The following is a 20,734-nucleotide window of genomic DNA, read 5'->3' as shown; positions in this document are numbered from 1 at the left end:
GGATTTTGAGAGATGCAGATTTCTACCAAGGGAAGATATGCGTTAAGATTAATGCTTGACCTTGCAATACACAACACTGGTGAGCTGGTCAAGATTAAAGATATTGCTGCAAGGCAGGGAATTTCCGAGAAATATCTGGAGCAGATTATTTCATCATTAAAGAAAGCGGGATATGTAAGGAGCTTAAGAGGTGCTCAGGGTGGCTATATGCTTGCAAGAGAACCGCAGACTTACACCGTAGGAAGCATTCTACGTCTGACGGAAGGTAGTATGAAACCAGTAGCCTGTCTGGAAGATGACCCCAATCAGTGTGCCAGAGCTGGAGAGTGCGTAACACTTCGCCTGTGGGAAATGCTGGATGATGCTATCGAAGGAGTACTCGATAAGGTAACGCTCCAGGATCTCAAGGACTGGTATGAACAGATGGGAAATGACTATGTGATCTAACTACATTAAGCAAGTCCTCTGCTTTAATTACAAAAAGCAATAAGCAGGGGAATTGTTTGTATTAGGAGGAGTGCAAGCTTCTCCTGATAAACAGCAGAGCAATTATTCGGGATAGAGCCGTGTAGCGAAGAGGATGATTTTATCCGCTTTATTCTGCGAATTATCCAATACAGAAAAGATACGTCGGATGACTGAAAAGTTATCCGGCGTTTTTTGTCGATTTACATCTAATAGGAAAATTCTGCTGAAAGATTATGTGAAATCTAAAAATAATCCACCTTCTAAAAAATAAATCCACCGATACTGAGAAAAAGTATTGATATAATAAAGAAAAAGGTCTTAGGAAGTGAAAAATATGAGAAAAAGAGGAAAGAAATTGCTGGCGATCATGCTGGCGGCGTCGATGACGTTAGGACAAAGCGGAACCCTGAACGCAGCACAGGAAAATGCTGCTGAGATAATTGAAAGTGTTACGTTTAACGCACAGTCAGAAGATGGAATTTCTGACGATCTGGAAGGCGAAGAATCAGAAGAAGATGGGGACACTGAGCAGGGGGATAACGAAGGTGATGAAGAAAATGGCAGAGAGGATACAGAAGGAAGAGACACTTCAGGAGACAATGGCAATAATCCTGGGGCAAATCCAATTGTGGATCCTATGAATCCAATTCTATCAGATGGAGAAGAAACACCGAACGAAGATGAAAACCCATTTACAACATCGGATGAAGAAACAGATCCTGCTCCGGAAAACAACCAAAATAATACAGTACCAGATAACTTTCAGAATCAGACAGCAGAAACATTGCTGACTTTTGAACAGGTAAAGGAAGAACTTGAAGCAGGAACTTCCATAACTCCTGTTAAGACCGGCGATAATACACCGGTTATGGTAATGATATTGCTGCTTGCAGCATCCACACTGATCATTGCAACAGTAACGGTAAGAAAAAGAAAACATAAATAACTGATAAAAATGAGTGGAGTAAAATTTATATCGGATAGCTTTATCAGTTGAACTGACAGTTCTGCGACTTGTAAATGAGTTGCAGAACTGTTTTTTTTCAGATCGTATTTTTTAAATTTATCTCTTGACAATAGCCTGTTTATAGCATATTATATACATAACATATAATTCATATATATTTAGTATGAAATAAGGAGGACGAACTCATGGCAAAGATTTATAAGAATGCAGCAGAATTAGTTGGAAACACACCTCTCCTTGAGGTTGGAAATATTGAAAAAGATCTTGGACTGGAAGCCAAAGTGCTTGTGAAGCTTGAGTATTTTAACCCGGCAGGAAGTGCCAAGGACCGTATTGCACTCAGCATGATCGAAGATGCAGAGGAGAAGGGTGTTCTGAAACCTGGAGCAGTTATTATCGAGCCAACATCAGGAAATACAGGAATCGGTCTTGCCTCTCTTGCAGCGATCAAAGGATACAGAGTAATCCTTACTATGCCGGAAACAATGAGTGTTGAGAGAAGAAATATTCTGAAAGCATATGGTGCAGAGATCGTATTAACAGATGGAACCAAAGGTATGAACGGTGCAATTGCCAAAGCGAAAGAACTGGCAGCAGAATATGAGAACAGCTTCATTCCGGGGCAGTTTGAGAATCCTGCAAACCCTGCAATTCACAGAAAAACTACAGGTCCGGAAATCTGGAGAGACACAGACGGACAGGTAGATATCTTTGTAGCAGGTGTTGGTACAGGTGGAACAATCACAGGTGTTGGAGAATATCTGAAATCCCAGAACCCGGATGTAAAAGTAGTAGCAGTAGAGCCTGCAACTTCTCCTGTACTTTCTCAGGGCAAGAGCGGCCCGCATAAGATTCAGGGTATCGGTGCCGGATTTGTACCGAAAGCATTGAATACGGAAGTTTATAATGAAATCATCCCTGTAGAGAACGAGGACGCATTTGCAACAGGTAAACTTATTGCAAAACATGAAGGTATTCTGGTGGGTATTTCTTCAGGTGCAGCTCTCTATGCAGCAATTGAACTTGCCAAGAGACCGGAGAATAAAGGTAAGACAATCGTAGCACTTCTTCCAGACTCTGGAGACCGTTACTATTCCACACCATTATTTGTATAAAAACAGCAATGCAATATAAAAAAGCCCTGAAAGGGGCTTTTTTTACGTTGCCCTAATGTGATAAAATAGCTATGTTAATCTTGAGGATAACTCTTAACGATAATTTTAGAGAATAACTTTCAGGAATGTTTTTCACAATAACCTTTAATCAGACAGGCTAATGTGATGTACTAGTGTACCAACAAGTTGTTTGATTATAAACAAGTAGCAGAACGAAGGTTAGTATCGTTTGGCTGATTTACTAAGATAGGATGGAATGAAAATATGAAAAAAGCTATTATAGCAATGAGCGGCGGAGTTGACAGTTCTGTAGCTGCTCTTCTGACAAAAGAGTCCGGTGATGAATGTATCGGAGCAACTATGAAACTGTTCCACAATGAGGATGTTGGAATTAAAAGAGAAAAGACATGCTGTTCTCTGGATGATGTGGAGGATGCACGAAGTGTATGTTACAGAATGGGAATCAAATATTATGTCTTTAATTTCTCTGAAAGATTCAAAGAAGACGTGATGGACCGTTTTGTGGATGCCTATGAGCATGGATGTACTCCGAATCCATGCATCGACTGTAACCGTTATCTGAAATTTGACAAAATGTTCCAGAGGATGAAAGAGCTGGAGTATGATTATATCGTAACCGGTCATTATGCCCGTGTGGAATATGATGAGGAACGAGGCCGTTATTTATTAAAGAAAGCGGTAGACGATACGAAGGATCAGAGTTATGTGCTGTACATGCTTACACAGGAGCAGCTGGCACATATTTCACTGCCCTTAGGTGGACTGCGCAAGACACAGGTACGTGAGATCGCAGAGGAACACGGCTTTGTCAATGCCAGAAAGCATGACAGCCAGGATATCTGCTTCGTTCCAGACGGAGATTATGCGAAGTTTATTGAGCAGTACACAGGACGTAAATCTAAACCGGGTGATTTTGTAGATATGGAAGGAAATGTCCTTGGCAAACATAAAGGAATCATTCACTATACACTTGGCCAGAGACGTGGTCTGGGAATTCCGGCGGCAGCCAGACTGTACGTTTGTGATATTTCCCCGAAAACAAATCAGGTAGTGCTGGGAAGTAACGAGGATCTTTTCCATACAGAACTGACAGCTGAAAAAGTAAATCTGATTTCCTGCGAATCTCTCAGAGAGCCAATGAGATTGAAAGCAAAGATCCGCTACCGTCATTCGGAACAGGATGCGGTGGCATGGCAGACTGAGGATGGTGTTCTGCATGTACGCTTTGATAAGCCACAGAGAGCCATTACAAGAGGACAGGCAGTTGTTCTGTATGATGGAGATATTGTTGTAGGCGGCGGCGTGATTGAGAGCTGCATTAAATGAATATAAAATTAAAGTCAGGGGCAGAAGTTAGACTGTCCCTGATTTTGCATTTACGAATTGTTCTGTTATGAAGTTCTGATGTGAAGTAACTTATGTGATTTTGGATCGTAAACATATAGTTATTAACTATTAAAAGTTATAAAATTCTAAGATAAGGTTATTGAGAAAAATCTTTCGTTTTCCTATTGACATACTAGGAATGGAGTGATAATATACAACTATGCTAAATCATATCAAACAGATATGAAATACGTAGAAAGAGAAGAGGCTTAGAAATGAGGGTATTAAAGAGCCAGAATCTAATTTGTATAGAAGAGAAACGAATGTGTCTGTGTTAATGATCTGAAGACAGAACATGGAATACAGGAGTTAAACTTACAATATAAAAATTGCAATTATTTCTTATGAGAATAAGAAACACCAACTGCCAGATGAAACGCAGGCAGGTGAAAGCAACATATCAGAAATTAAGACTATTATCATAAATCGAAAGAAAGATGAGGACAGACACATGAGTAAAAAAATCGCAAGAAAAGACAGAAATTTCAAATTTGAAACATTACAGCTTCACGTAGGACAGGAAAGCCCGGATCCAGTTACAGATGCAAGAGCAGTACCGATCTACCAGACATCTTCCTACGTATTCAGAAACTGCGATCACGCAGCCGCTCGTTTCGGACTTGCAGATGCAGGTAATATCTACGGACGTCTGACAAACCCGACAGAAGATGTATTTGAGAAGAGAATTGCAGCACTTGAAGGTGGTTCCGCAGCACTTGCAGTAGCATCCGGTGCAGCAGCAATCACATACACAATTGAGAACCTTGCACAGCAGGGCGACCACATCGTAGCAGCTAAGAACATCTACGGTGGAACAACAAACCTTCTTGAGCATACACTTCCGGCTTACGGAATTACAACAACATTTGTTGATGTATTCAACCTTGAAGAAGTAGAGAATGCAATCCAGGACAACACAAAAGCTGTTTACATTGAAACACTTGGAAACCCGAACTCTGATGTAGTTGATATTGAAGCTATTGCAAAGATCGCTCATGCACATAAAATCCCGCTTGTTGTAGATAACACATTTGCAACACCTTACCTTGTAAGACCAATCGAATATGGTGCAGATATCGTTGTTCATTCTGCAACTAAGTTCATTGGCGGACATGGAACAACAATTGGTGGTGTTATCGTAGAAGGTGGCAAATTTGACTGGGAAGCATCTGGTAAATTTGCATCTCTGACAGAGCCAAATCCAAGCTATCATGGTGTAAGCTTTACAAAAGCTTGCGGACCGGCTGCATTTGTTACAAAGATTCGTGCAATCCTTCTTCGTGACACAGGTGCAACAATCTCTCCTGTAAGCTCATTCATCTTCCTTCAGGGACTTGAAACTCTGTCTCTCCGTGTAGAACGTCATGTAGAGAACGCACTGAAAGTAGTTCAGTACTTAAACAACCACCCACAGGTAGAGAAAGTTCATCATCCATCTGTATCCACAGATCCAAGCCAGCAGGAACTTTACAAGAAATACTTCCCGAACGGCGGCGGTTCTATCTTTACATTTGAAATCAAGGGTGATGCACAGAAAGCAAAAGACTTTATTGATAACCTTGAACTGTTCTCACTGCTTGCTAACGTAGCTGATGTTAAATCTCTTGTTATCCATCCGGCTACAACAACACACAGCCAGTGCACAGAAGAAGAACTTCTTGACCAGGGCATCAAACCAAACACAATCCGTCTCTCTATTGGTACTGAGAACATTGATGATATCATTCAGGACCTTGACGAAGCATTTAAAGCAGTAGCTGAATAATTGATAAAAGTATAACCTCCTTTATTATTGCATAGAAGACCATTTTTCGGTATTCCCCCAATCATCCGGAAAATGGTCTTTTTGTGTCTTGACAAATGCTAAGAATGCGTTATAATACAGAAATGCAAATAAGTTGCAAATACAAACAGAATGCAAATGTAAATAAGTTGCAAATATGTGATCGGTCAGGAAATACAGGGAGGTTCATATGACAGAGATTATTATAGATTCAGTAATTGACAGCATTAAGCTGTTGCCGTTTCTTTTTCTTACGTATTTATTTATGGAGTGGTTGGAGCACAAGACTGGTTCTGCAGCGAGGAATACGATCCGCACAGCAGGAAAACTGGGACCTGTATGGGGCGGACTTCTGGGTGTGATTCCGCAGTGTGGTTTCTCAGCAGCTGCGTCCAGCCTTTTCGCAGGGCGTGTAATTACAGTGGGAACACTGATCGCTGTATATTTATCTACTTCTGATGAAATGTTTCCAATCATGATTTCTAATGCAGTACCTGCCGCTACAATTATTAAAATTCTGGCATGTAAGGCGGCGATCGGAATTATTTCAGGTCTTGTGGTGGAATATGTTTATACACATGTTCTGAAGAAACAGGAGAAGGAAATGGATATTCATGAGATCTGTGAAGAGGAGAGATGTAATTGTGAACATGGACTGCTTTCCTCAGCACTTACTCATACACTGCATGTTTTTGTGTATATTTTCTTGATTTCTCTGGCTTTAAATATTATCATTGGATTAGTGGGAGAAGAGACATTGGCAGGACTTTTTACGGGAGCACCGATAGTTGGTGAACTGATCGCGGCTCTTGTAGGACTGATTCCGAACTGTGCTTCTTCCGTTGTGATCACCCAGTTATATCTGGAGCATATTATCGGAGCAGGTGCTATGATGGCAGGACTGTTGGTAAATGCAGGAGTTGGTATTCTGATCCTGTTTCGTCTGAATCATGACAGAAAGCAGAACTTCAGGATTATTGGATTACTTTATGGACTGGGGGTATTCTGGGGTATTATCATTGAACTGACAGGAATTGTATTTTAACCAGAAGCTACCTGACAATAACAAACAAAAAGTAATTTCAGGTTACCGAGAACGACGTGACGTGAATAGTAATATTTGCAGGAGGAAATACGGAAAATTATGGCGGGAAGCAGTTATGCGACAGCAAGCCGCAGGAAAATACTTGAATATTTGAAGAATAGTAATGATCATACTGTGACAGCAGCAGATGTGGATGAATATCTGAAAGCTCATGACAGCGAGGTGAATATCACAACTATTTATCGCTATCTGGACAAGCTGGCAAAGGATGGCACAGTGATCAAATACGTGGCAGAGAAAGGATGTCAGGCCGCCTATCAGTATGTGGAGCCCGGACGTGGATGCGAGCAGCATCTGCATCTGAAATGTGTGAAATGCGGCAGGATTATTCATCTGGAATGCCATTTTATGGAAGAGATTTCTCATCATATTGAAGAGAGTCATGGATTCACATTGCAGTGTAAGAATTCTATTCTGTATGGAGTGTGCAAAGAGTGCAAAAATAAATTTGAGGAATAATTGTTGCCGCAGACAGTTGACTGTTTCTGATAGATGATGTAAACTTGGAAAGAATATGATATGTGTATCGTACCATACGACAGAGATAAGAAAAGAGTTTGCTGAAGACAGAGAAAACAGCAACAGGGAGAACTGCAATGACGAGACAGGAGAAGAACATGCGGGGAAGGAAAATTCTGTATATTCTGCTGACGTGCATGTTAATGCTTATGATTGCTCCATCTATGACGTGGGCAGCGACAACATCGGGAAGTAAGACGACAAAGAAAGTAGTTAAGAAAACAGTTACCATAGAGACATCGAGGGGAACGGTAAAGAAGACCGTAACTTCCGGAAATACTATTATTCTTCCGGGAGATGTGAACGGAAACGGATATACTTTTATGGGATGGTCGACCATTAAGAATCAGCAGTGTAATCCAATGTATCAGGCATATGAGAGACTGAAAGTAACGAAAAATGATCATCTCTATCCTGTGAAATACAAATGGAACCAGGAACCGGATATTTATACAGGTAATCTCGCAGACAGCGTGGACAAATATGAAAAGATCATCTTTGTGGGAGATTCACGTACAGCAATGCTTCGGAGTACTTTGCAGAAACAATGTGGTTCCAGGCTTTTTGATAAAGTAGGATTTGTATGCAAGAGTGGTGAAGGACTTTCCTGGATGAAGAACGAAGGGGAGAAGCTTTTACTTCAGGAGATAAATAAGGAAGATGACAGCACCAGACCAATTGCTGTTATTTTTAATCTGGGAGTAAATGATCTGATCCACCGGAATGGAAACGGAATCAGCTATGACTCTGTTTCTACAGAGTATGCATCTTATATGAACGGATTATCCAGAAAGCTGACGACCAGAAACTGTGAGCTGTTTTATATGTCGGTTAATCCGTGTAATACAGCAATGAAGCCTACGAGAAAGGAATCGGAGATCCGTGGCTTTAATAACAGGCTGAAGAAGAAGCTGAACGGTAATTTTACCTGGATCAACAGTTATTCTTATCTGATGCGCTGTGGCTATACAAGCAAATGCGAATTTAGAAATTATACAGATGATGGTCTGCATTATTCCATGAGAACATATAAAAGAATTTATGCATATGCGATAAAGAAAATCAGGGAGTCCTGAGTGCAACCCGGAGGCCAGGGATGTGTCCTCCGGGTTATCTGCGTTCATAAGTCTTGCTATGCTGAGTTTTTTTTAGCTGTGCAATTGGATTCGCAGATAAGTGAGTGGCACACCAGGATAAAAGGTTCACAAAAATGTGACAGGAGGAGAGAAACAATGAGGAGTGAAAGTTTTAGGAAGGGTATGAAGGACGGTGTCCCAATCGGTCTGGGATATTTTGCCGTATCATTTACGTTTGGTATGATGGCAGTTGCGAACGGATTAAGTATCTGGCAGGCAGTGCTGATCTCGCTGACAAACGTAACATCAGCGGGTCAGTTTGCCGGACTTGATATTATGGTAATGGGAGGTTCATACTGGGAAATGGCGCTGACACAGCTGATTATCAATCTGCGGTATTGTCTGATGTCCTTTTCTCTTGCACAGAAATTCAGAAGAGATGAAGCGCCGGTTCACCGTTATATAGCGGCATTTGGTGTCACAGACGAGATTTTTGGTATCAGTGCCAGCCAGCCGGGAAAGGTAAGTGCTTTTTATAATTATGGAGCCATGTGTGTGGCTATCCCGGGATGGGTGTTGGGAACTCTGGCAGGAGCAATTTCCGGAAATATCCTTCCTGATTTCATGATGAGTGCACTGAGTGTGGCAATTTATGGAATGTTCCTTGCAATTATTATTCCTCCTGCAAAGAAGAATAAGGCAGTACTTGCTGTAGTTGTGGCAGCAATGGTGATCAGTACGTTATTTAAGGTGATTCCATTACTGTCAAAAGTTTCTTCCGGTTTTGTGATTATTATTACAACACTGATCGTGGCAGGAGCAGCCGCTTATTTCTGCCCAATTGAAGAAGAGAAAGAAGAGGAGAGAGCTCATGAATCATAACATTTATATCTATATTCTGGTAATGGCGGCAGTTACTTATCTGATCCGTATGCTTCCACTGGCTCTTTCCAGAAAAGAAATTACCAGCCCGTTTATCAAATCATTTCTGTATTATGTGCCGTATGCATGTCTGGCAGCGATGACATTTCCTGCAATCCTTTTTGCTACGGACAGCGTGATCTCCGCAGCAGTGGGATTTGTGGTAGCATTGATCGCAGCGTATAAGGAGAAGAGTCTTCTGACAGTTGCGTTATTCGCATGTGCGGCAGTCTTTATTGTGGAAAGAATACTGGAATTTGCCATGTAAGTGTGGATTAATCCTGGAGCGTGTTTGAAAAATCATTCCTGCAATCTGCACGCCCCAATTTGCGGTATATTTTGCCCGAATTCGGTTGTCGTAGTAGGAATTTCAGTTAATTCAGAGAAGCTAGTACTTTTTCTTATTGGCAAAGCATAGAAAATCTTAAAAAGATGATACAGGTTTTGAAAATACGTAAGACGTAACGAAATAAAAGAGATGAATAATGAAAACGGATATGTGCCATGATGACATATATCCGTTTTTTGTATGCTTTTGTGAAATTTTATTATGTAATATTTTTGGCGTGATCTTATATTCGTGCAGTAAGAGTATCCTCTGACGATTCTTATTTCAGGAAGCTTACATCAATCTCACCATCAAAAACAGTAGTTGCAGGACCGGTCATGTAAACCAGGTTCTCCTGTCTGTTCCAGAAAATCTGCAGGTCGCCGCCGAGCAGTTTCACAGTAACAGATTTGTCTCCATCTACGTGACCATTTAAAATAGAAGCAACAGCAACTGCACATGCTCCTGTACCGCAGGCAAGTGTTTCACCTGAACCACGTTCCCATACACGCATCTTGAGTGTGTGTTCATCAATCACTTCTACAAACTCTGTATTTACACGATCCGGGAATGCTACGTGATTTTCGAAAGATGGACCGATTTTTTCGATATCAAGATGGTCGATATCCGCCATATAGACGATCGCATGAGGATTTCCCATGGAAACAGCTGTTATGTAATAAGTTTCTCCGTCTACGACAAGCGGCTCATTGATAACTTCTTCCTTCTCGGATACGACAGGAATCTGTTTTGCTGTCAGGATCGGAGAACCCATATTTACTTTTACCAGAGATACTTTACCATCTTTGATAGTGAGATCCAGATATTTGATGCCGCTCTTGGTTGCGACAGAGATATGTTTTTTGTTTACGATGCCGTAGTCATAAGCATATTTGGCAACGCAGCGGATACCGTTTCCACACATAGCGCCCTGAGAACCATCCAGATTGTACATGTCCATCTCACAGTCGGCTACATCTGACGGTTTGATCAGAATCAGTCCGTCAGAACCGATACCAAAGTGGCGGTCACTGACATATCTGGCTACCGCGGATGGATTCTCCACAGTTTCCTCAAAACAGTTTACATATACATAATCATTTCCAATTCCGTGCATTTTAGTAAATTTCATCGACAAATCCTCCTCTTATTTAAAATAAAATGATAATTATTTATACACCTCTTATTTTCCAATATCTGTTACTATAAAGGAAAAATGTTATGAAAAAGTGAAAAACGCAATGTTTCTAACGAAATCATATTATACATTATATGGAAAATGGTTCTGTCATTCAAGTTTTACCTTGCATTTTATAGAAAGTATGTTAAAATAAAAAACAAAAATATACAACCGAAACGCATAATTATACGTTGCTGTATGAAGAGAGAAGGCAGCAGCAGTATCTATACTTTCGGATGCGAGGAGGAAGAAAGATGAAAGATCAGAAGAGATTTGCAACTCTTGCACTTAGTGCGATTATGGTAGTTTCTATGGCAGGAAGCGTATCCGCAGCTCAGAAAGTTGAATCAAAAGATGACCTTGCAGGAGCAACAATCGGTGTTCAGCTTGGTACAACAGGTGACCTTGATGCATCTGATTATGAGAAAGACGGTTCTACAGTAGAACGTTACAGCAAAGGAAGCGAAGCTGTTCAGGCATTAAAAGCAGGTCAGATTGACTGTGTGATCATTGATTCACAGCCAGCTCAGAAATTCGTAGAGAATAATGATGACCTTAAGATCCTGGATGAGCCATTTGAAGAAGAAGAATACGCAATCTGCTTAAAGAAGGGTAATGACGAACTTCTTGACAAGATCAACGGAGCTCTGAAAGAACTCAAAGATGATGGAACTATCGACAGTATCATGGATAATTACATTGGTGAGGATGCCGGTAAGACTCCATATGAATCACCGGAAGATGTTGACCGTTCTAACGGAACACTGGTAATGGCTACTAACGCTGAGTTCGAGCCATATGAATATCACGAAGGTGATGACATTGTTGGTATCGATGCAGACATTGCTCAGGCGGTCTGCGATAAACTTGGATATGAACTGAAGATCGAAGATATGGAATTCGACTCCATCCTTCCGGCAGTACAGTCCGGTAAGGCTGACTTCGGTGCAGCAGGTATGACTGTAACAGAAGACCGTAAATCCAGCGTTGATTTTACAGATACATATGCAGATGCAAGCCAGGTTATCATTGTAAAGAAATAATATTGGAACAAAACAACAGAGCTGTTGACGATCTGCCAACAGCTCTCTTTTCGGGACAGAGGTTTTTATGAATAATCCTATGATATTAGCAAGTATAAAAGAAGATTTTTATCTGAACTTTATTAAAGATGATCGTTATCTCTGGCTGGTAGATGGACTGAAAACAACCCTTATTATCACAGTGTTTGCGGTAATCGTGGGTCTGATCATCGGTTTTCTGGTAGCTATCATCCGTTCCGCACATGATAAGTCAGGCTCTTTTAAGATTCTCAATGCAATCTGCAGAGTTTATCTGACTGTGATCCGCGGAACACCAACCATGATCCAGCTGCTGATTATGAACTTTGTAATTTTTGGCTCTGTAAGTATCAATAAGATTATCGTAGGCGGACTTGCCTTTGGTATCAACTCTGGTGCTTATGTAGCTGAAATTGTCCGTTCCGGTATCATGTCTATTGATCAGGGACAGACAGAGGCAGGACGGAGCCTGGGACTGAATTTCAGCCAGACGATGCGCCTGATCATTATCCCACAGGCATTTAAGAATGTACTTCCGGCACTGGTAAATGAATTTATCGTGTTGATCAAAGAGACATCTATCATCGGTTATATCGGTATGATGGACCTGACAAAGGGTGCTATGCTGATTCAGAGCCGTACCTATAATGCATTCTGGCCATTGATGGCGGCAGCAGCGATCTATCTTGTGATCGTTGGAATCCTTACATGGGGTATGAATAAACTGGAAAGGAGATTGAGAACCAGTGAGCGATAAGAATGTACTGATCCAGGTGAAAGAACTGAAAAAAGCTTTTGGCAGTAATCAGGTTCTTGACGGAATTACAACAGATATCTGTCAGGGAGAAGTAGTAGCGATCATCGGTCCTTCCGGTTCCGGTAAATCTACTTTCCTGAGATCTTTAAATCTTCTGGAGGTTCCGACAGGCGGACAGATTCTCTTTGAGGGAACAGATATCACAGATCCGAAGGTCGATATCAACAGACACCGTCAGAAAATCGGAATGGTGTTCCAGCAGTTTAATCTTTTTCCGCATAAAACGGTAAAACAGAACATTATGCTGGCGCCGGTAGAACTGAAATTGATGACAAAGGAAGAAGCGTCTAAGAAAGCGGATGAGCTTCTGACGCGTGTAGGACTTCCGGACAAAGCCAATGCATATCCGGATATGCTTTCCGGTGGACAGAAGCAGCGTATTGCTATTGCCCGTTCTCTGGCTATGAACCCGGATGTAATGCTCTTTGACGAGCCGACTTCCGCACTCGACCCTGAGATGGTTGGTGAGGTTCTGGAGCTGATGAAGGAGCTTGCACAGTCCGGTATGACCATGGTTGTTGTTACTCATGAGATGGGATTTGCCAGAGAAGTAGCGACAAGAGTTCTTTTCATCGACGATGGTAAGATTCAGGAGGAGAATACGCCGAAAGAGTTCTTTGCAAATCCAAAGAACCAGAGACTGAAAGACTTCCTTTCAAAGGTTTTATAAGATGCTGAAGAGATTTAACAGTTTTATAGAGAAGTGGATGGCACTGGTAACACCGACCTGTCTGTTACTGGGTGTATGCTTTCCAGATATTGCCAAACGCGGTCTGCCTTATGTGCCGGCCGTGTTTGCGTTTATAACATTTTCCGGGGCACTAAAGTCCAGATTTAAGGATGTGGCGAATGTATTTCGCCATCCGGGTCCATTGATCATTATTATGCTTCTGCTTCATGTAGTGATCCCGGTTGCAGCCTGTGGTGCAGGCTATCTGTTCTTTGGAGATAATATGGATCTGATCACGGGAATGGTGCTGGAATTTGCGGTTCCGACGGCCGTGGTAAGCCTGATGTGGGTGACAATCTATGAAGGCAACAGTCCACTGTCTTTATCGCTGGTGGTAGTTGATACTGTGCTCGCACCGTTTCTGATCCCGGCAACTTTGCAGATACTGTTGAGTTCCGCAGTGACTATGGATCCGACGAAGATGATGAGAGAACTGGTATTTATGGTGGCTCTGCCTGCGGTTGCGGCGATGGTACTGAATCAGGTTACGGATGGAAAAGCGATGAAGACATGGCCGGGAAAACTGGCGCCTTTTTCCAAACTGGCGTTAATGTTTGTGGTAACGTCAAATTCTTCTAAGGTGGCTCCTTATATTCGAGACATGAATATGCAGAGAGTAAAGGTAGCACTGGCAATTCTGGTGCTGGCTGCTTCCGGATACGTGTTGGGATGGCTGGTTGCTTATATTTTCAAACGGGATCACAGCACAGCGGTTTCTATGATGTATGGGACTGGAATGCGGAATATCAGCGCAGGAGCGGTGATCGCCGCAGCGTATTTTCCGGGAGAAGTGATGTTTCCGGTTATGATCGGAACGTTATTTCAGCAGGTATTGGCAGCACTGTTTGGAAAATTATTGGCACAGAAAAGAGAATCATGAAGAAATGAAAAAAAGAGCTGTAGTCCGAAAAACGACAGAAAATCGTTTTGGATGCAGCTCTTTGTATTTGTTATATTCGATATTTAATTTCCACCGGGATCAGACGGCTCTGAATTCGAGGCTTCCGCATATTTTTTTAGTTCTTTGTAGCAGTATTTGATAATCTCTTTACGGGTAATAATACCGATAAAGTATCCCTGATCATCGACAACAGGAACGTAATTCTGATTAATTGCCTTATCCAGCAGATCTTCCATATCGGAATCTGCGTGAACTGCTTTGTAGGTGGCTCTGCGTGGAATTGCCATAATGGAAATGCTCTCAGAAGCTTTGAGACTTGGAACATTTAATGTTTTCATTCCCCAGAGCAGATCACCTTCAGAAATGGTTCCTTTATATTTTCCGTCCAGACTCAGAAGAGGAATACAGGAGAATTTCCTGTGCTCCATTTTCTCCAGAGTCTGACGGAGAGTTTCGTTCTCAAAAATGTATGCTACATCACTTTTGGGTGTTAAAAAAAACAAAATATTCACTTTCGTATTTACCCCACTACATTGATATGGTTAGTGTTAAGTACTATCTGACTACAGAAGCTGTACGCCTTTTGTTTCCGCTTCCTTCATCACTTCTTCTGGCCACAGGGAAGCATGTACTTCACCGATATGAGCTTTTCTGAGGAAGAACATACAGATACGGGACTGTCCGATACCGCCGCCGATGGTGTATGGAAGTTCTTTGTTCAGGATAGCTTTCTGGAATGGGAGTTCTCGTCTGTCATCACAGCCTGCGATAGTAAGCTGTTTGTCAAGTGCATCTTCATCAACACGGATACCCATGGAAGAGAGCTCAAGTGCGATGTCGAGAACTGGATAGTAAACGAGGATATCACCGTTTAATTCCCAGTCATCATAATCCGGAGCACGTCCGTCGTGACGTTCGCCGTTGCTTAAGGTCTTACCAACCTGCATAAGGAAAACAGCACCTTTTTCTTTGACAACTTTGTATTCACGTTCCTTTGGAGTGAGGTCCGGATACATGTCAACGAGTTCCTGTGTGCTTACGAAAGCAATCTCTCTTGGAAGGATTTCTTCGATGTAATCGTACTGAACTGCCATGTATTTCTCAGTCTTGCGGAGAACGCTGTAAATAGCACGTACTGTAGATACCAGTGTATCCATGTTACGTTCTTCTTTGTTGATGATCTTCTCCCAGTCCCACTGGTCTACGTATACGGAGTGGATGTTATCGAGATCTTCGTCACGTCTGATCGCAATCATATCTGTATAAAGACCTTCGCCGTGAGCAAAGCCATATTTCTTTAATGCGTATCTTTTCCATTTGGCGAGAGAATGTACGATCTCTGCATTCTCTGGCTGGCCTTTGATATCAAAGCTTACCGGACGCTCTACACCGTTTAAGTTATCGTTCAGACCGGATGTCGGGTTTACGAACACCGGAGCGGAAACACGCAGCAGATTCAGCTTCTGAGCCAGTGTCTGCTGAAAGAAATCTTTCACAGTCTTAATGGCAATCTGAGTATCATGGAGATTTAAAGCTGACTGATATCCGTCAGGAATTTTAATCTGTTCCATTATTGGATTCCTCCTGTAATTTCTGTATTTGCATATTCTATAGCATGAATATCCATTATCTTTTCCCACGCTATTATAACAGGAAAATGAGCATTTGACAATTGTTACTGTTCATTTGGAATGAACAGTAACACAATTTCTGCTTTGCAAGATTGGGGCAAAATGTTAAAATAAATTCAGCAGAATAAATGAAATTGAATATATAAACAAATGCAGGGGGACAATATATGGGAAAGAGATGTCAGGTCTGTGATGGTCCTATCGCAAACGGCAGATGTAAATATTGTGGAATGCCTTATAGAAATGATATGGAATTATATCATCTGAATGAGGACCGGTCAGAGCATTACCGTCATGCTTCTACAAAGGTGCGAAAGGCGATGAAGGAGAGCGAAGTACCACTTCCGGACAGAAATAAAACGGTGAAGAAACCGGGAAAAACAAATAATTTCAGAACACAGATGCCAAAAGCGCAGACTGCAAGAGTGCAGACTACAGGAACAAAAACAGCAGCAGGACGTGCTGCTAATACACAGACAGTGCGGACTTACAGCACAGGTCAGACTACAGTTTCGAATACGAAAACGAAGAAAGGTAAGAAAGGATCAGCTGTTTTCTGGATCATTGTTATGGTTCTGACGGTGGCGGCAGGTCAGATTGCGGAGAACTGGGACAGCATCGGGTATCAGATAGAGTCATTTATCAATGACGAACTGGGGATAGATATTGGCAGTTTTTTTGAGGAAAGCGGTGCTGATGAAGCAGAAGAGAATGACTGGAAGGATGACTGGGCTGAGACTATCAGTGCTGCAAAATCTAAACAGGATGATAAGGAAAAAGACCCGGATGATTATATGTTCACCGGAGAGCATTATATTGTCGGATCTGTAGATGCTGTAACAGAGGATGACAACACAGATGGGGATAATCTGGAATATGAATTTATAATCGTGCCAGGGAAATATATGATAGAAGCCCGATGGGAAGCTGTTGCTCTGGAAATCAAAAACTCTTCAGGAAGAGATGTAACTGTAAAATTTGACGAAGCGGGTCACCAGGAGGAAGTAGAATTACACACGGGAGATGAGATATCTGCGGTATCTTTGGATGGTCAAGATAATTATCTGTCAATGTATCAAATTCAGCAATATGACGAATAATTTTTTGCCTCTTTCTTTTTGACAGAGACTGTGCTATACTTGTTAATCGTACCACATATAGAATGAATTGTGGTTAACGAAAGAAAATAATACTATATATTGTATATGGGAGCAAGAAGTATGATATATGTAATAAAGAAAGACGGAACAAGAGAAGAGTTTGATTCGAAGAAGATCGTAGCGGCGGTAAACAAGTCTGCGGCCAGAATCTTATATAAGTTTTCTGACAAGGAGAATGAATTTATCTGTCGGTTTGCTGAGGAACATGCAGAGGCACTGGGAAAGAATGAAATCCAGATACAGGAGATGCATAATATTGTAGAAGGAGCACTTGAGAGAGTGAATCCGGCTGTAGCCAAGAGTTATCGTGATTACAGAAACTACAAACTTGATTTTATCCATATGATGGATGATGTATATACCAAGAGTCAGGCAATCCGTTATATTGGTGATAAGAGCAATGCCAATACAGACAGTGCACTGGTTGCCACAAAACGAAGCCTGATCTTTAATGAACTGAATAAGGAACTTTATCGTAAATTCTTTATGAACCGTAATGAACTTCAGGCATGTAAAGATGGTTATATTTATATTCATGATCAGTCTGCACGTCTGGATACCATGAACTGCTGTCTCTTTGATGTGGCATCTGTACTGAGCGGCGGATTTGAGATGGGAAATGTATGGTACAATGAGCCTAAGACACTGGATACGGCATTTGATGTTATGGGTGATATTATCCTGAGTACTGCAGCACAGCAGTATGGTGGATTTACAGTACCGGAAGTAGATAAGATCCTTGCTCCGTATGCGCAGAAGAGCTATGACAAATATATTCAGGAATTTCTGAAATACTCAGATGAGAGTTGGTCAGGACGTGAGGAACGTGCTATTGAGTATGCACTTGATAAAGTCCGCAGAGAATTTGATCAGGGATGGCAGGGAATTGAGTATAAATTGAATACCGTTGGATCATCCAGAGGGGATTATCCATTCGTAACTGTAACTCTTGGACTGGGAACCGGTCGTTTTGAAAAAATGGCAAGTATTTCTCTTCTTGAAGTACACAAAGGTGGCCAGGGCAAGAAAGGCCGTAAGAAACCGGTCCTTTTCCCTAAGATCGTATTTCTTTATGATGAGAATATCCATGGAAAGGGCAAGATCAGTGAGGATGTGTTTGAGGCAGGTGTTGACTGTTCTGCCAAGACCATGTATCCGGACTGGCTGTCTATGTCTGGAAAAGGTTATATTTCCAGTATGTACAAGCAGTATGGAAAAGTAATCAGCCCGATGGGATGCCGTGCTTTCTTAAGTCCATGGTATGAGAGAGGCGGAATGCACCCTGCAGATGATAAGGATGTGCCGGTATTTGTAGGAAGGTTTAACATTGGTGCAGTAAGTCTTCATCTTCCGATGATCCTTGCGAAAGCGAGAGCAGAGAGCAGAGATTTCTATGAGGTACTGGATTTCTATCTTGAAATGATTCGTAATCTTCATATTCGCACTTATGATTATCTGGGACAGATGAGAGCATCTACCAACCCGCTGGCATACTGCGAGGGCGGTTTCTACGGCGGACATCTGAAACCGAATGAGAAGATTGGCAAGATTCTGAAACCGATGACAGCATCTTTTGGAATCACAGCTTTAAATGAACTTCAGGAACTCTACAATGGCAAGTCTATTGCAGAAGACGGTCAGTTTGCACTGGAAGTTCTGAAATATATCAACAAGAAAGTAGAAGAATTCAAGGAACAGGATGGTTATCTGTATGCAATTTATGGAACTCCGGCAGAGAGTCTTTGTGGTCTGCAGGTTGAGCAGTTCCGCAAGATGTACGGAATTGTGAAAGGCGTTTCTGACCGTCCATATGTAAGTAACAGTTTCCACTGTCACGTAACAGAGGACGTAACTCCGATTGAGAAACAGGATCTGGAGGGACGTTTCTGGGAACTCTGCAATGGTGGTAAGATTCAGTATGTACGTTACCCAATCGATTACAACCGTGAGGCAATCCGTACACTCATCCGCAGAGCGATGTCTCTGGGATATTATGAAGGTGTAAACCTTTCACTTGCTTACTGCGATGACTGTGGTCATGAGGAACTTGAGATGGATGTATGCCCGGTCTGCGGTTCTAAGAACCTTACTAAGATCGACCGTATGAACGGATATCTTTCCTACAGCCGTGTGCATGGAGATACACGACTGAATGAAGCGAAGATGGCAGAGATCGCGGAACGTAAATCTATGTAAAATATAAAGAAATGTAAAGAGACACATATTACAGTTGTGATGTTCAGGGCTGTACTATGTGTCTTTTACAATCGTTACTGTTTACTCCGTATCCGGTAACTTGTGCTTTTTCTTATTATTTAATGATAGTACCTGTTTTTTCAAAGTATCCGTCTTTTGCATGCTGGATATCTGTGATAATGGTTCTGCGGTTCTCGCCGTTCTCAATGAAGGCAATTCCGGCCTCGAATTTCGGGAGCATGGAACCTGGTGCGAACTGATCTTCATCCATGTATTTCTTAGCGTCTTCTACGGAGATAGTATCAAGATATTCTTCATTATCCTGACCAAGGTTCAGGCTTACTTTCTCTACGCTTGTAAGGATCAGCAGAGTATCTGCCTGTAATTCCTGAGCGAGAAGTCCACTTGCAAGGTCTTTCTCGATGATGGCACTTGCACCGTGGAGATCAATGCCCTGCTCCATAACCGGGATACCGCCGCCGCCTGCTGCGATGACAATCTGTCCGGCATCTACAAGTGTGCGGATAGTTTCAAGTTCTACGATCTTCTGCGGCTTTGGAGCTGCTACGATTCTTTTGTAAGTTCCATCCGCAAGTTTGGTAACGAAGTTTCCTTTATGCTCTTCTGCTTCTGCTTCTTCTTCGGTAAGTACACGTCCGATGATCTTCTCCGGTTCAGCGAATGCATCATCATATGGATCAATTACAACCTGTGTAAGAATAGTTGCTACAGGTTTGTAGATACCACGGGAAATCAGTTCTGAACGGATTGCTGTCTGAAGATCGTATCCGATATAGCCCTGGCTCATAGCAGAACATACGGACATAGGTGCGAATGTATAATCCGGATGTGCCTTTCCAAATTCATTCATAGCGGTATGGATCATTCCAACCTGTGGACCATTACTGTGGGAGATTACCACACGGTTTCCTGCTTCAACAAGGTCTGCGATTGCTTTTGCTGTTTTTTTTGTAGCAATTTTCTGCTCTGGCAAGGTGGTTCCTAATGCTCTGTGGCCCAGTGCAACTACTGTAATTTTCTCGCTCATGGGAAATACCTCGATTCTTTAATGTTGTGAAAATATTTTGTCTAAATATTCAATCATATAGATAATTTACATTATAAAAGACTGTCAGAGGAATTGCAACAGAAAAATAGGAAGAACAAACAGAAGAACAAACAGCCCCCGCATTTCTGCGAGGGCTGCTGTGTTTTTTTGAGGGGGGAGATAGAGAGTGGTTTTTCATCTATCCAAAATCTATTATACGGGAGAAATATGTTCAAAGTATGTCGAATTTCTGAAAGAAACGGTAAATTTCTAAAAGAATTATAAACAAAAACGAAAAAGAAAAAGTGATGTCTTGTTTTT

22 protein-coding genes are annotated in these 20,734 nt (G+C 41.8%); 17 read left to right on the top strand and 5 right to left on the bottom strand.

What is annotated here, in order from left to right; genetic code table 11:
* The first annotated feature begins 12 nt into the window (after positions 1-12).
* From KQI87_RS02940 to KQI87_RS02895, 10 genes are all read left to right on the top strand, one after another.
* Entirely contained in the window at positions 13-447 is a 435-nt protein-coding gene (locus tag KQI87_RS02940; RefSeq protein WP_216458845.1) for an RrF2 family transcriptional regulator, read from the top strand.
* A gap of 355 nt (positions 448-802) precedes the next feature.
* Positions 803-1,414 carry a hypothetical protein gene (locus KQI87_RS02935; protein ID WP_216458844.1) on the top strand — a complete coding sequence of 204 codons (612 nt, stop codon included), beginning with the start codon at positions 803-805 and terminating at the stop codon, positions 1,412-1,414.
* Between the two features lie 206 nt (positions 1,415-1,620).
* The gene (gene cysK, locus KQI87_RS02930) at positions 1,621-2,550 is read left to right on the top strand and encodes a cysteine synthase A (protein WP_216458843.1); all 930 of its coding nucleotides are present in this window, start codon (positions 1,621-1,623) and stop codon (positions 2,548-2,550) included.
* 264 nt (positions 2,551-2,814) lie between these two features.
* Positions 2,815-3,897, top strand: coding sequence for a tRNA 2-thiouridine(34) synthase MnmA (mnmA, locus tag KQI87_RS02925; protein WP_216458842.1), 1,083 nt, complete (start codon positions 2,815-2,817; stop codon positions 3,895-3,897).
* A gap of 511 nt (positions 3,898-4,408) precedes the next feature.
* Positions 4,409-5,722: an O-acetylhomoserine aminocarboxypropyltransferase/cysteine synthase family protein gene (locus KQI87_RS02920; RefSeq protein ID WP_216458841.1), complete on the top strand. Its 1,314-nt coding sequence runs from the start codon at positions 4,409-4,411 to the stop codon at positions 5,720-5,722.
* A gap of 208 nt (positions 5,723-5,930) precedes the next feature.
* A complete protein-coding gene (locus KQI87_RS02915) occupies positions 5,931-6,785 on the top strand; it encodes a putative manganese transporter (RefSeq protein ID WP_216458840.1) in 855 nt (284 codons plus the stop codon).
* A 99-nt stretch (positions 6,786-6,884) separates the two neighbouring features.
* Positions 6,885-7,304, top strand: coding sequence for a Fur family transcriptional regulator (locus KQI87_RS02910; protein ID WP_216458839.1), 420 nt, complete (start codon positions 6,885-6,887; stop codon positions 7,302-7,304).
* Positions 7,305-7,462: 158 nt separating this feature from the next.
* Entirely contained in the window at positions 7,463-8,440 is a 978-nt protein-coding gene (locus tag KQI87_RS02905; RefSeq protein ID WP_216458838.1) for an InlB B-repeat-containing protein, read from the top strand.
* A gap of 156 nt (positions 8,441-8,596) precedes the next feature.
* On the top strand, positions 8,597-9,322 hold the full coding sequence (locus KQI87_RS02900) for an AzlC family ABC transporter permease (protein WP_216458837.1): 726 nt from the start codon (positions 8,597-8,599) through the stop codon (positions 9,320-9,322).
* On the top strand, positions 9,312-9,629 hold the full coding sequence (locus KQI87_RS02895) for an AzlD domain-containing protein (protein ID WP_216458836.1): 318 nt from the start codon (positions 9,312-9,314) through the stop codon (positions 9,627-9,629). Before KQI87_RS02900 ends, KQI87_RS02895 begins: the two co-directional genes overlap by 11 nt.
* Here the strand turns inward: KQI87_RS02895 and KQI87_RS17115 are convergent.
* On the bottom strand, positions 9,573-9,710 hold the full coding sequence (locus KQI87_RS17115; RefSeq protein ID WP_334300717.1) for a DUF6783 domain-containing protein: 138 nt from the start codon (positions 9,708-9,710) through the stop codon (positions 9,573-9,575). The genes KQI87_RS02895 and KQI87_RS17115 overlap by 57 nt on opposite strands.
* On the opposite strand from KQI87_RS17115, the gene KQI87_RS17465 reads away from it, so the two are divergent.
* The gene (locus tag KQI87_RS17465; protein WP_442860609.1) at positions 9,654-9,779 is read left to right on the top strand and encodes a DUF6783 domain-containing protein; all 126 of its coding nucleotides are present in this window, start codon (positions 9,654-9,656) and stop codon (positions 9,777-9,779) included. The genes KQI87_RS17115 and KQI87_RS17465 overlap by 57 nt on opposite strands.
* A gap of 190 nt (positions 9,780-9,969) precedes the next feature.
* Here KQI87_RS17465 and dapF read toward each other — a convergent pair whose 3' ends face one another.
* Complete coding sequence (gene dapF / locus KQI87_RS02890; protein ID WP_216458835.1) at positions 9,970-10,821, bottom strand: diaminopimelate epimerase; 852 nt, start codon at positions 10,819-10,821, stop codon at positions 9,970-9,972.
* Between the two features lie 302 nt (positions 10,822-11,123).
* Between dapF and KQI87_RS02885 the strand changes: the two genes are divergently transcribed.
* From KQI87_RS02885 to KQI87_RS02870, 4 genes are all read left to right on the top strand, one after another.
* Positions 11,124-11,912 (top strand): transporter substrate-binding domain-containing protein, encoded by a 789-nt coding sequence (locus KQI87_RS02885; RefSeq protein WP_118516572.1) that lies wholly within the window; start codon positions 11,124-11,126, stop codon positions 11,910-11,912.
* A 67-nt stretch (positions 11,913-11,979) separates the two neighbouring features.
* Positions 11,980-12,687 (top strand): amino acid ABC transporter permease, encoded by a 708-nt coding sequence (locus KQI87_RS02880; RefSeq protein ID WP_178761092.1) that lies wholly within the window; start codon positions 11,980-11,982, stop codon positions 12,685-12,687.
* Positions 12,677-13,417, top strand: a complete 741-nt coding sequence (locus tag KQI87_RS02875; protein WP_330655656.1) for an amino acid ABC transporter ATP-binding protein — start codon at positions 12,677-12,679, stop codon at positions 13,415-13,417. The genes KQI87_RS02880 and KQI87_RS02875 overlap by 11 nt, the downstream gene beginning before the upstream one ends.
* 1 nt (position 13,418) lies before the next feature.
* The gene (locus KQI87_RS02870; RefSeq protein ID WP_216458834.1) at positions 13,419-14,357 is read left to right on the top strand and encodes a bile acid:sodium symporter family protein; all 939 of its coding nucleotides are present in this window, start codon (positions 13,419-13,421) and stop codon (positions 14,355-14,357) included.
* 83 nt (positions 14,358-14,440) lie between these two features.
* Here the strand turns inward: KQI87_RS02870 and KQI87_RS02865 are convergent, their stop codons facing one another.
* Together KQI87_RS02865 and asnA are read right to left on the bottom strand one after the other, a co-directional pair.
* Positions 14,441-14,890: a CBS domain-containing protein gene (locus KQI87_RS02865; RefSeq protein WP_216458833.1), complete on the bottom strand. Its 450-nt coding sequence runs from the start codon at positions 14,888-14,890 to the stop codon at positions 14,441-14,443.
* A 51-nt stretch (positions 14,891-14,941) separates the two neighbouring features.
* A complete protein-coding gene (asnA, locus tag KQI87_RS02860; RefSeq protein ID WP_216458832.1) occupies positions 14,942-15,949 on the bottom strand; it encodes an aspartate--ammonia ligase in 1,008 nt (335 codons plus the stop codon).
* A gap of 227 nt (positions 15,950-16,176) precedes the next feature.
* Here asnA and KQI87_RS02855 point away from each other — a divergent pair, with 227 nt between their 5' ends.
* On the top strand, positions 16,177-17,109 hold the full coding sequence (locus tag KQI87_RS02855) for a hypothetical protein (RefSeq protein ID WP_216458831.1): 933 nt from the start codon (positions 16,177-16,179) through the stop codon (positions 17,107-17,109).
* 120 nt (positions 17,110-17,229) lie between these two features.
* Positions 17,230-19,365: an anaerobic ribonucleoside-triphosphate reductase gene (gene nrdD, locus KQI87_RS02850; protein WP_216458830.1), complete on the top strand. Its 2,136-nt coding sequence runs from the start codon at positions 17,230-17,232 to the stop codon at positions 19,363-19,365.
* A gap of 115 nt (positions 19,366-19,480) precedes the next feature.
* Here nrdD and arcC read toward each other — a convergent pair whose 3' ends face one another.
* Positions 19,481-20,413, bottom strand: a complete 933-nt coding sequence (arcC, locus tag KQI87_RS02845) for a carbamate kinase (protein WP_216458829.1) — start codon at positions 20,411-20,413, stop codon at positions 19,481-19,483.
* Positions 20,414-20,734 lie beyond the last annotated feature (321 nt).

It is taken from the genome of Blautia sp. MSJ-9 (assembly GCF_018919065.1).
In the GTDB taxonomy this organism is placed as follows: Bacteria; Bacillota; Clostridia; order Lachnospirales; family Lachnospiraceae; genus Blautia_A.
This window is presented reverse-complemented; position numbering and strand designations above follow the sequence as displayed.

What these genes read in the sequence shown, in the direction of transcription:
- KQI87_RS02940 (WP_216458845.1), top strand. Translation starts at nt 13, where the DNA reads ATGCAGATTTCTACCAAGGGAAGATATGCGTTAAGATTAATGCTTGAC.
- KQI87_RS02935 (WP_216458844.1), top strand. Translation starts at nt 803, where the DNA reads ATGAGAAAAAGAGGAAAGAAATTGCTGGCGATCATGCTGGCGGCGTCG.
- cysK (WP_216458843.1), top strand. Translation starts at nt 1,621, where the DNA reads ATGGCAAAGATTTATAAGAATGCAGCAGAATTAGTTGGAAACACACCT.
- mnmA (WP_216458842.1), top strand. Translation starts at nt 2,815, where the DNA reads ATGAAAAAAGCTATTATAGCAATGAGCGGCGGAGTTGACAGTTCTGTA.
- KQI87_RS02920 (WP_216458841.1), top strand. Translation starts at nt 4,409, where the DNA reads ATGAGTAAAAAAATCGCAAGAAAAGACAGAAATTTCAAATTTGAAACA.
- KQI87_RS02915 (WP_216458840.1), top strand. Translation starts at nt 5,931, where the DNA reads ATGACAGAGATTATTATAGATTCAGTAATTGACAGCATTAAGCTGTTG.
- KQI87_RS02910 (WP_216458839.1), top strand. Translation starts at nt 6,885, where the DNA reads ATGGCGGGAAGCAGTTATGCGACAGCAAGCCGCAGGAAAATACTTGAA.
- KQI87_RS02905 (WP_216458838.1), top strand. Translation starts at nt 7,463, where the DNA reads ATGCGGGGAAGGAAAATTCTGTATATTCTGCTGACGTGCATGTTAATG.
- KQI87_RS02900 (WP_216458837.1), top strand. Translation starts at nt 8,597, where the DNA reads ATGAGGAGTGAAAGTTTTAGGAAGGGTATGAAGGACGGTGTCCCAATC.
- KQI87_RS02895 (WP_216458836.1), top strand. Translation starts at nt 9,312, where the DNA reads ATGAATCATAACATTTATATCTATATTCTGGTAATGGCGGCAGTTACT.
- dapF (WP_216458835.1), bottom strand. Translation starts at nt 10,821, where the DNA reads ATGAAATTTACTAAAATGCACGGAATTGGAAATGATTATGTATATGTA.
- KQI87_RS02885 (WP_118516572.1), top strand. Translation starts at nt 11,124, where the DNA reads ATGAAAGATCAGAAGAGATTTGCAACTCTTGCACTTAGTGCGATTATG.
- KQI87_RS02880 (WP_178761092.1), top strand. Translation starts at nt 11,980, where the DNA reads ATGAATAATCCTATGATATTAGCAAGTATAAAAGAAGATTTTTATCTG.
- KQI87_RS02870 (WP_216458834.1), top strand. Translation starts at nt 13,419, where the DNA reads ATGCTGAAGAGATTTAACAGTTTTATAGAGAAGTGGATGGCACTGGTA.
- asnA (WP_216458832.1), bottom strand. Translation starts at nt 15,949, where the DNA reads ATGGAACAGATTAAAATTCCTGACGGATATCAGTCAGCTTTAAATCTC.
- KQI87_RS02855 (WP_216458831.1), top strand. Translation starts at nt 16,177, where the DNA reads ATGGGAAAGAGATGTCAGGTCTGTGATGGTCCTATCGCAAACGGCAGA.
- nrdD (WP_216458830.1), top strand. Translation starts at nt 17,230, where the DNA reads ATGATATATGTAATAAAGAAAGACGGAACAAGAGAAGAGTTTGATTCG.
- arcC (WP_216458829.1), bottom strand. Translation starts at nt 20,413, where the DNA reads ATGAGCGAGAAAATTACAGTAGTTGCACTGGGCCACAGAGCATTAGGA.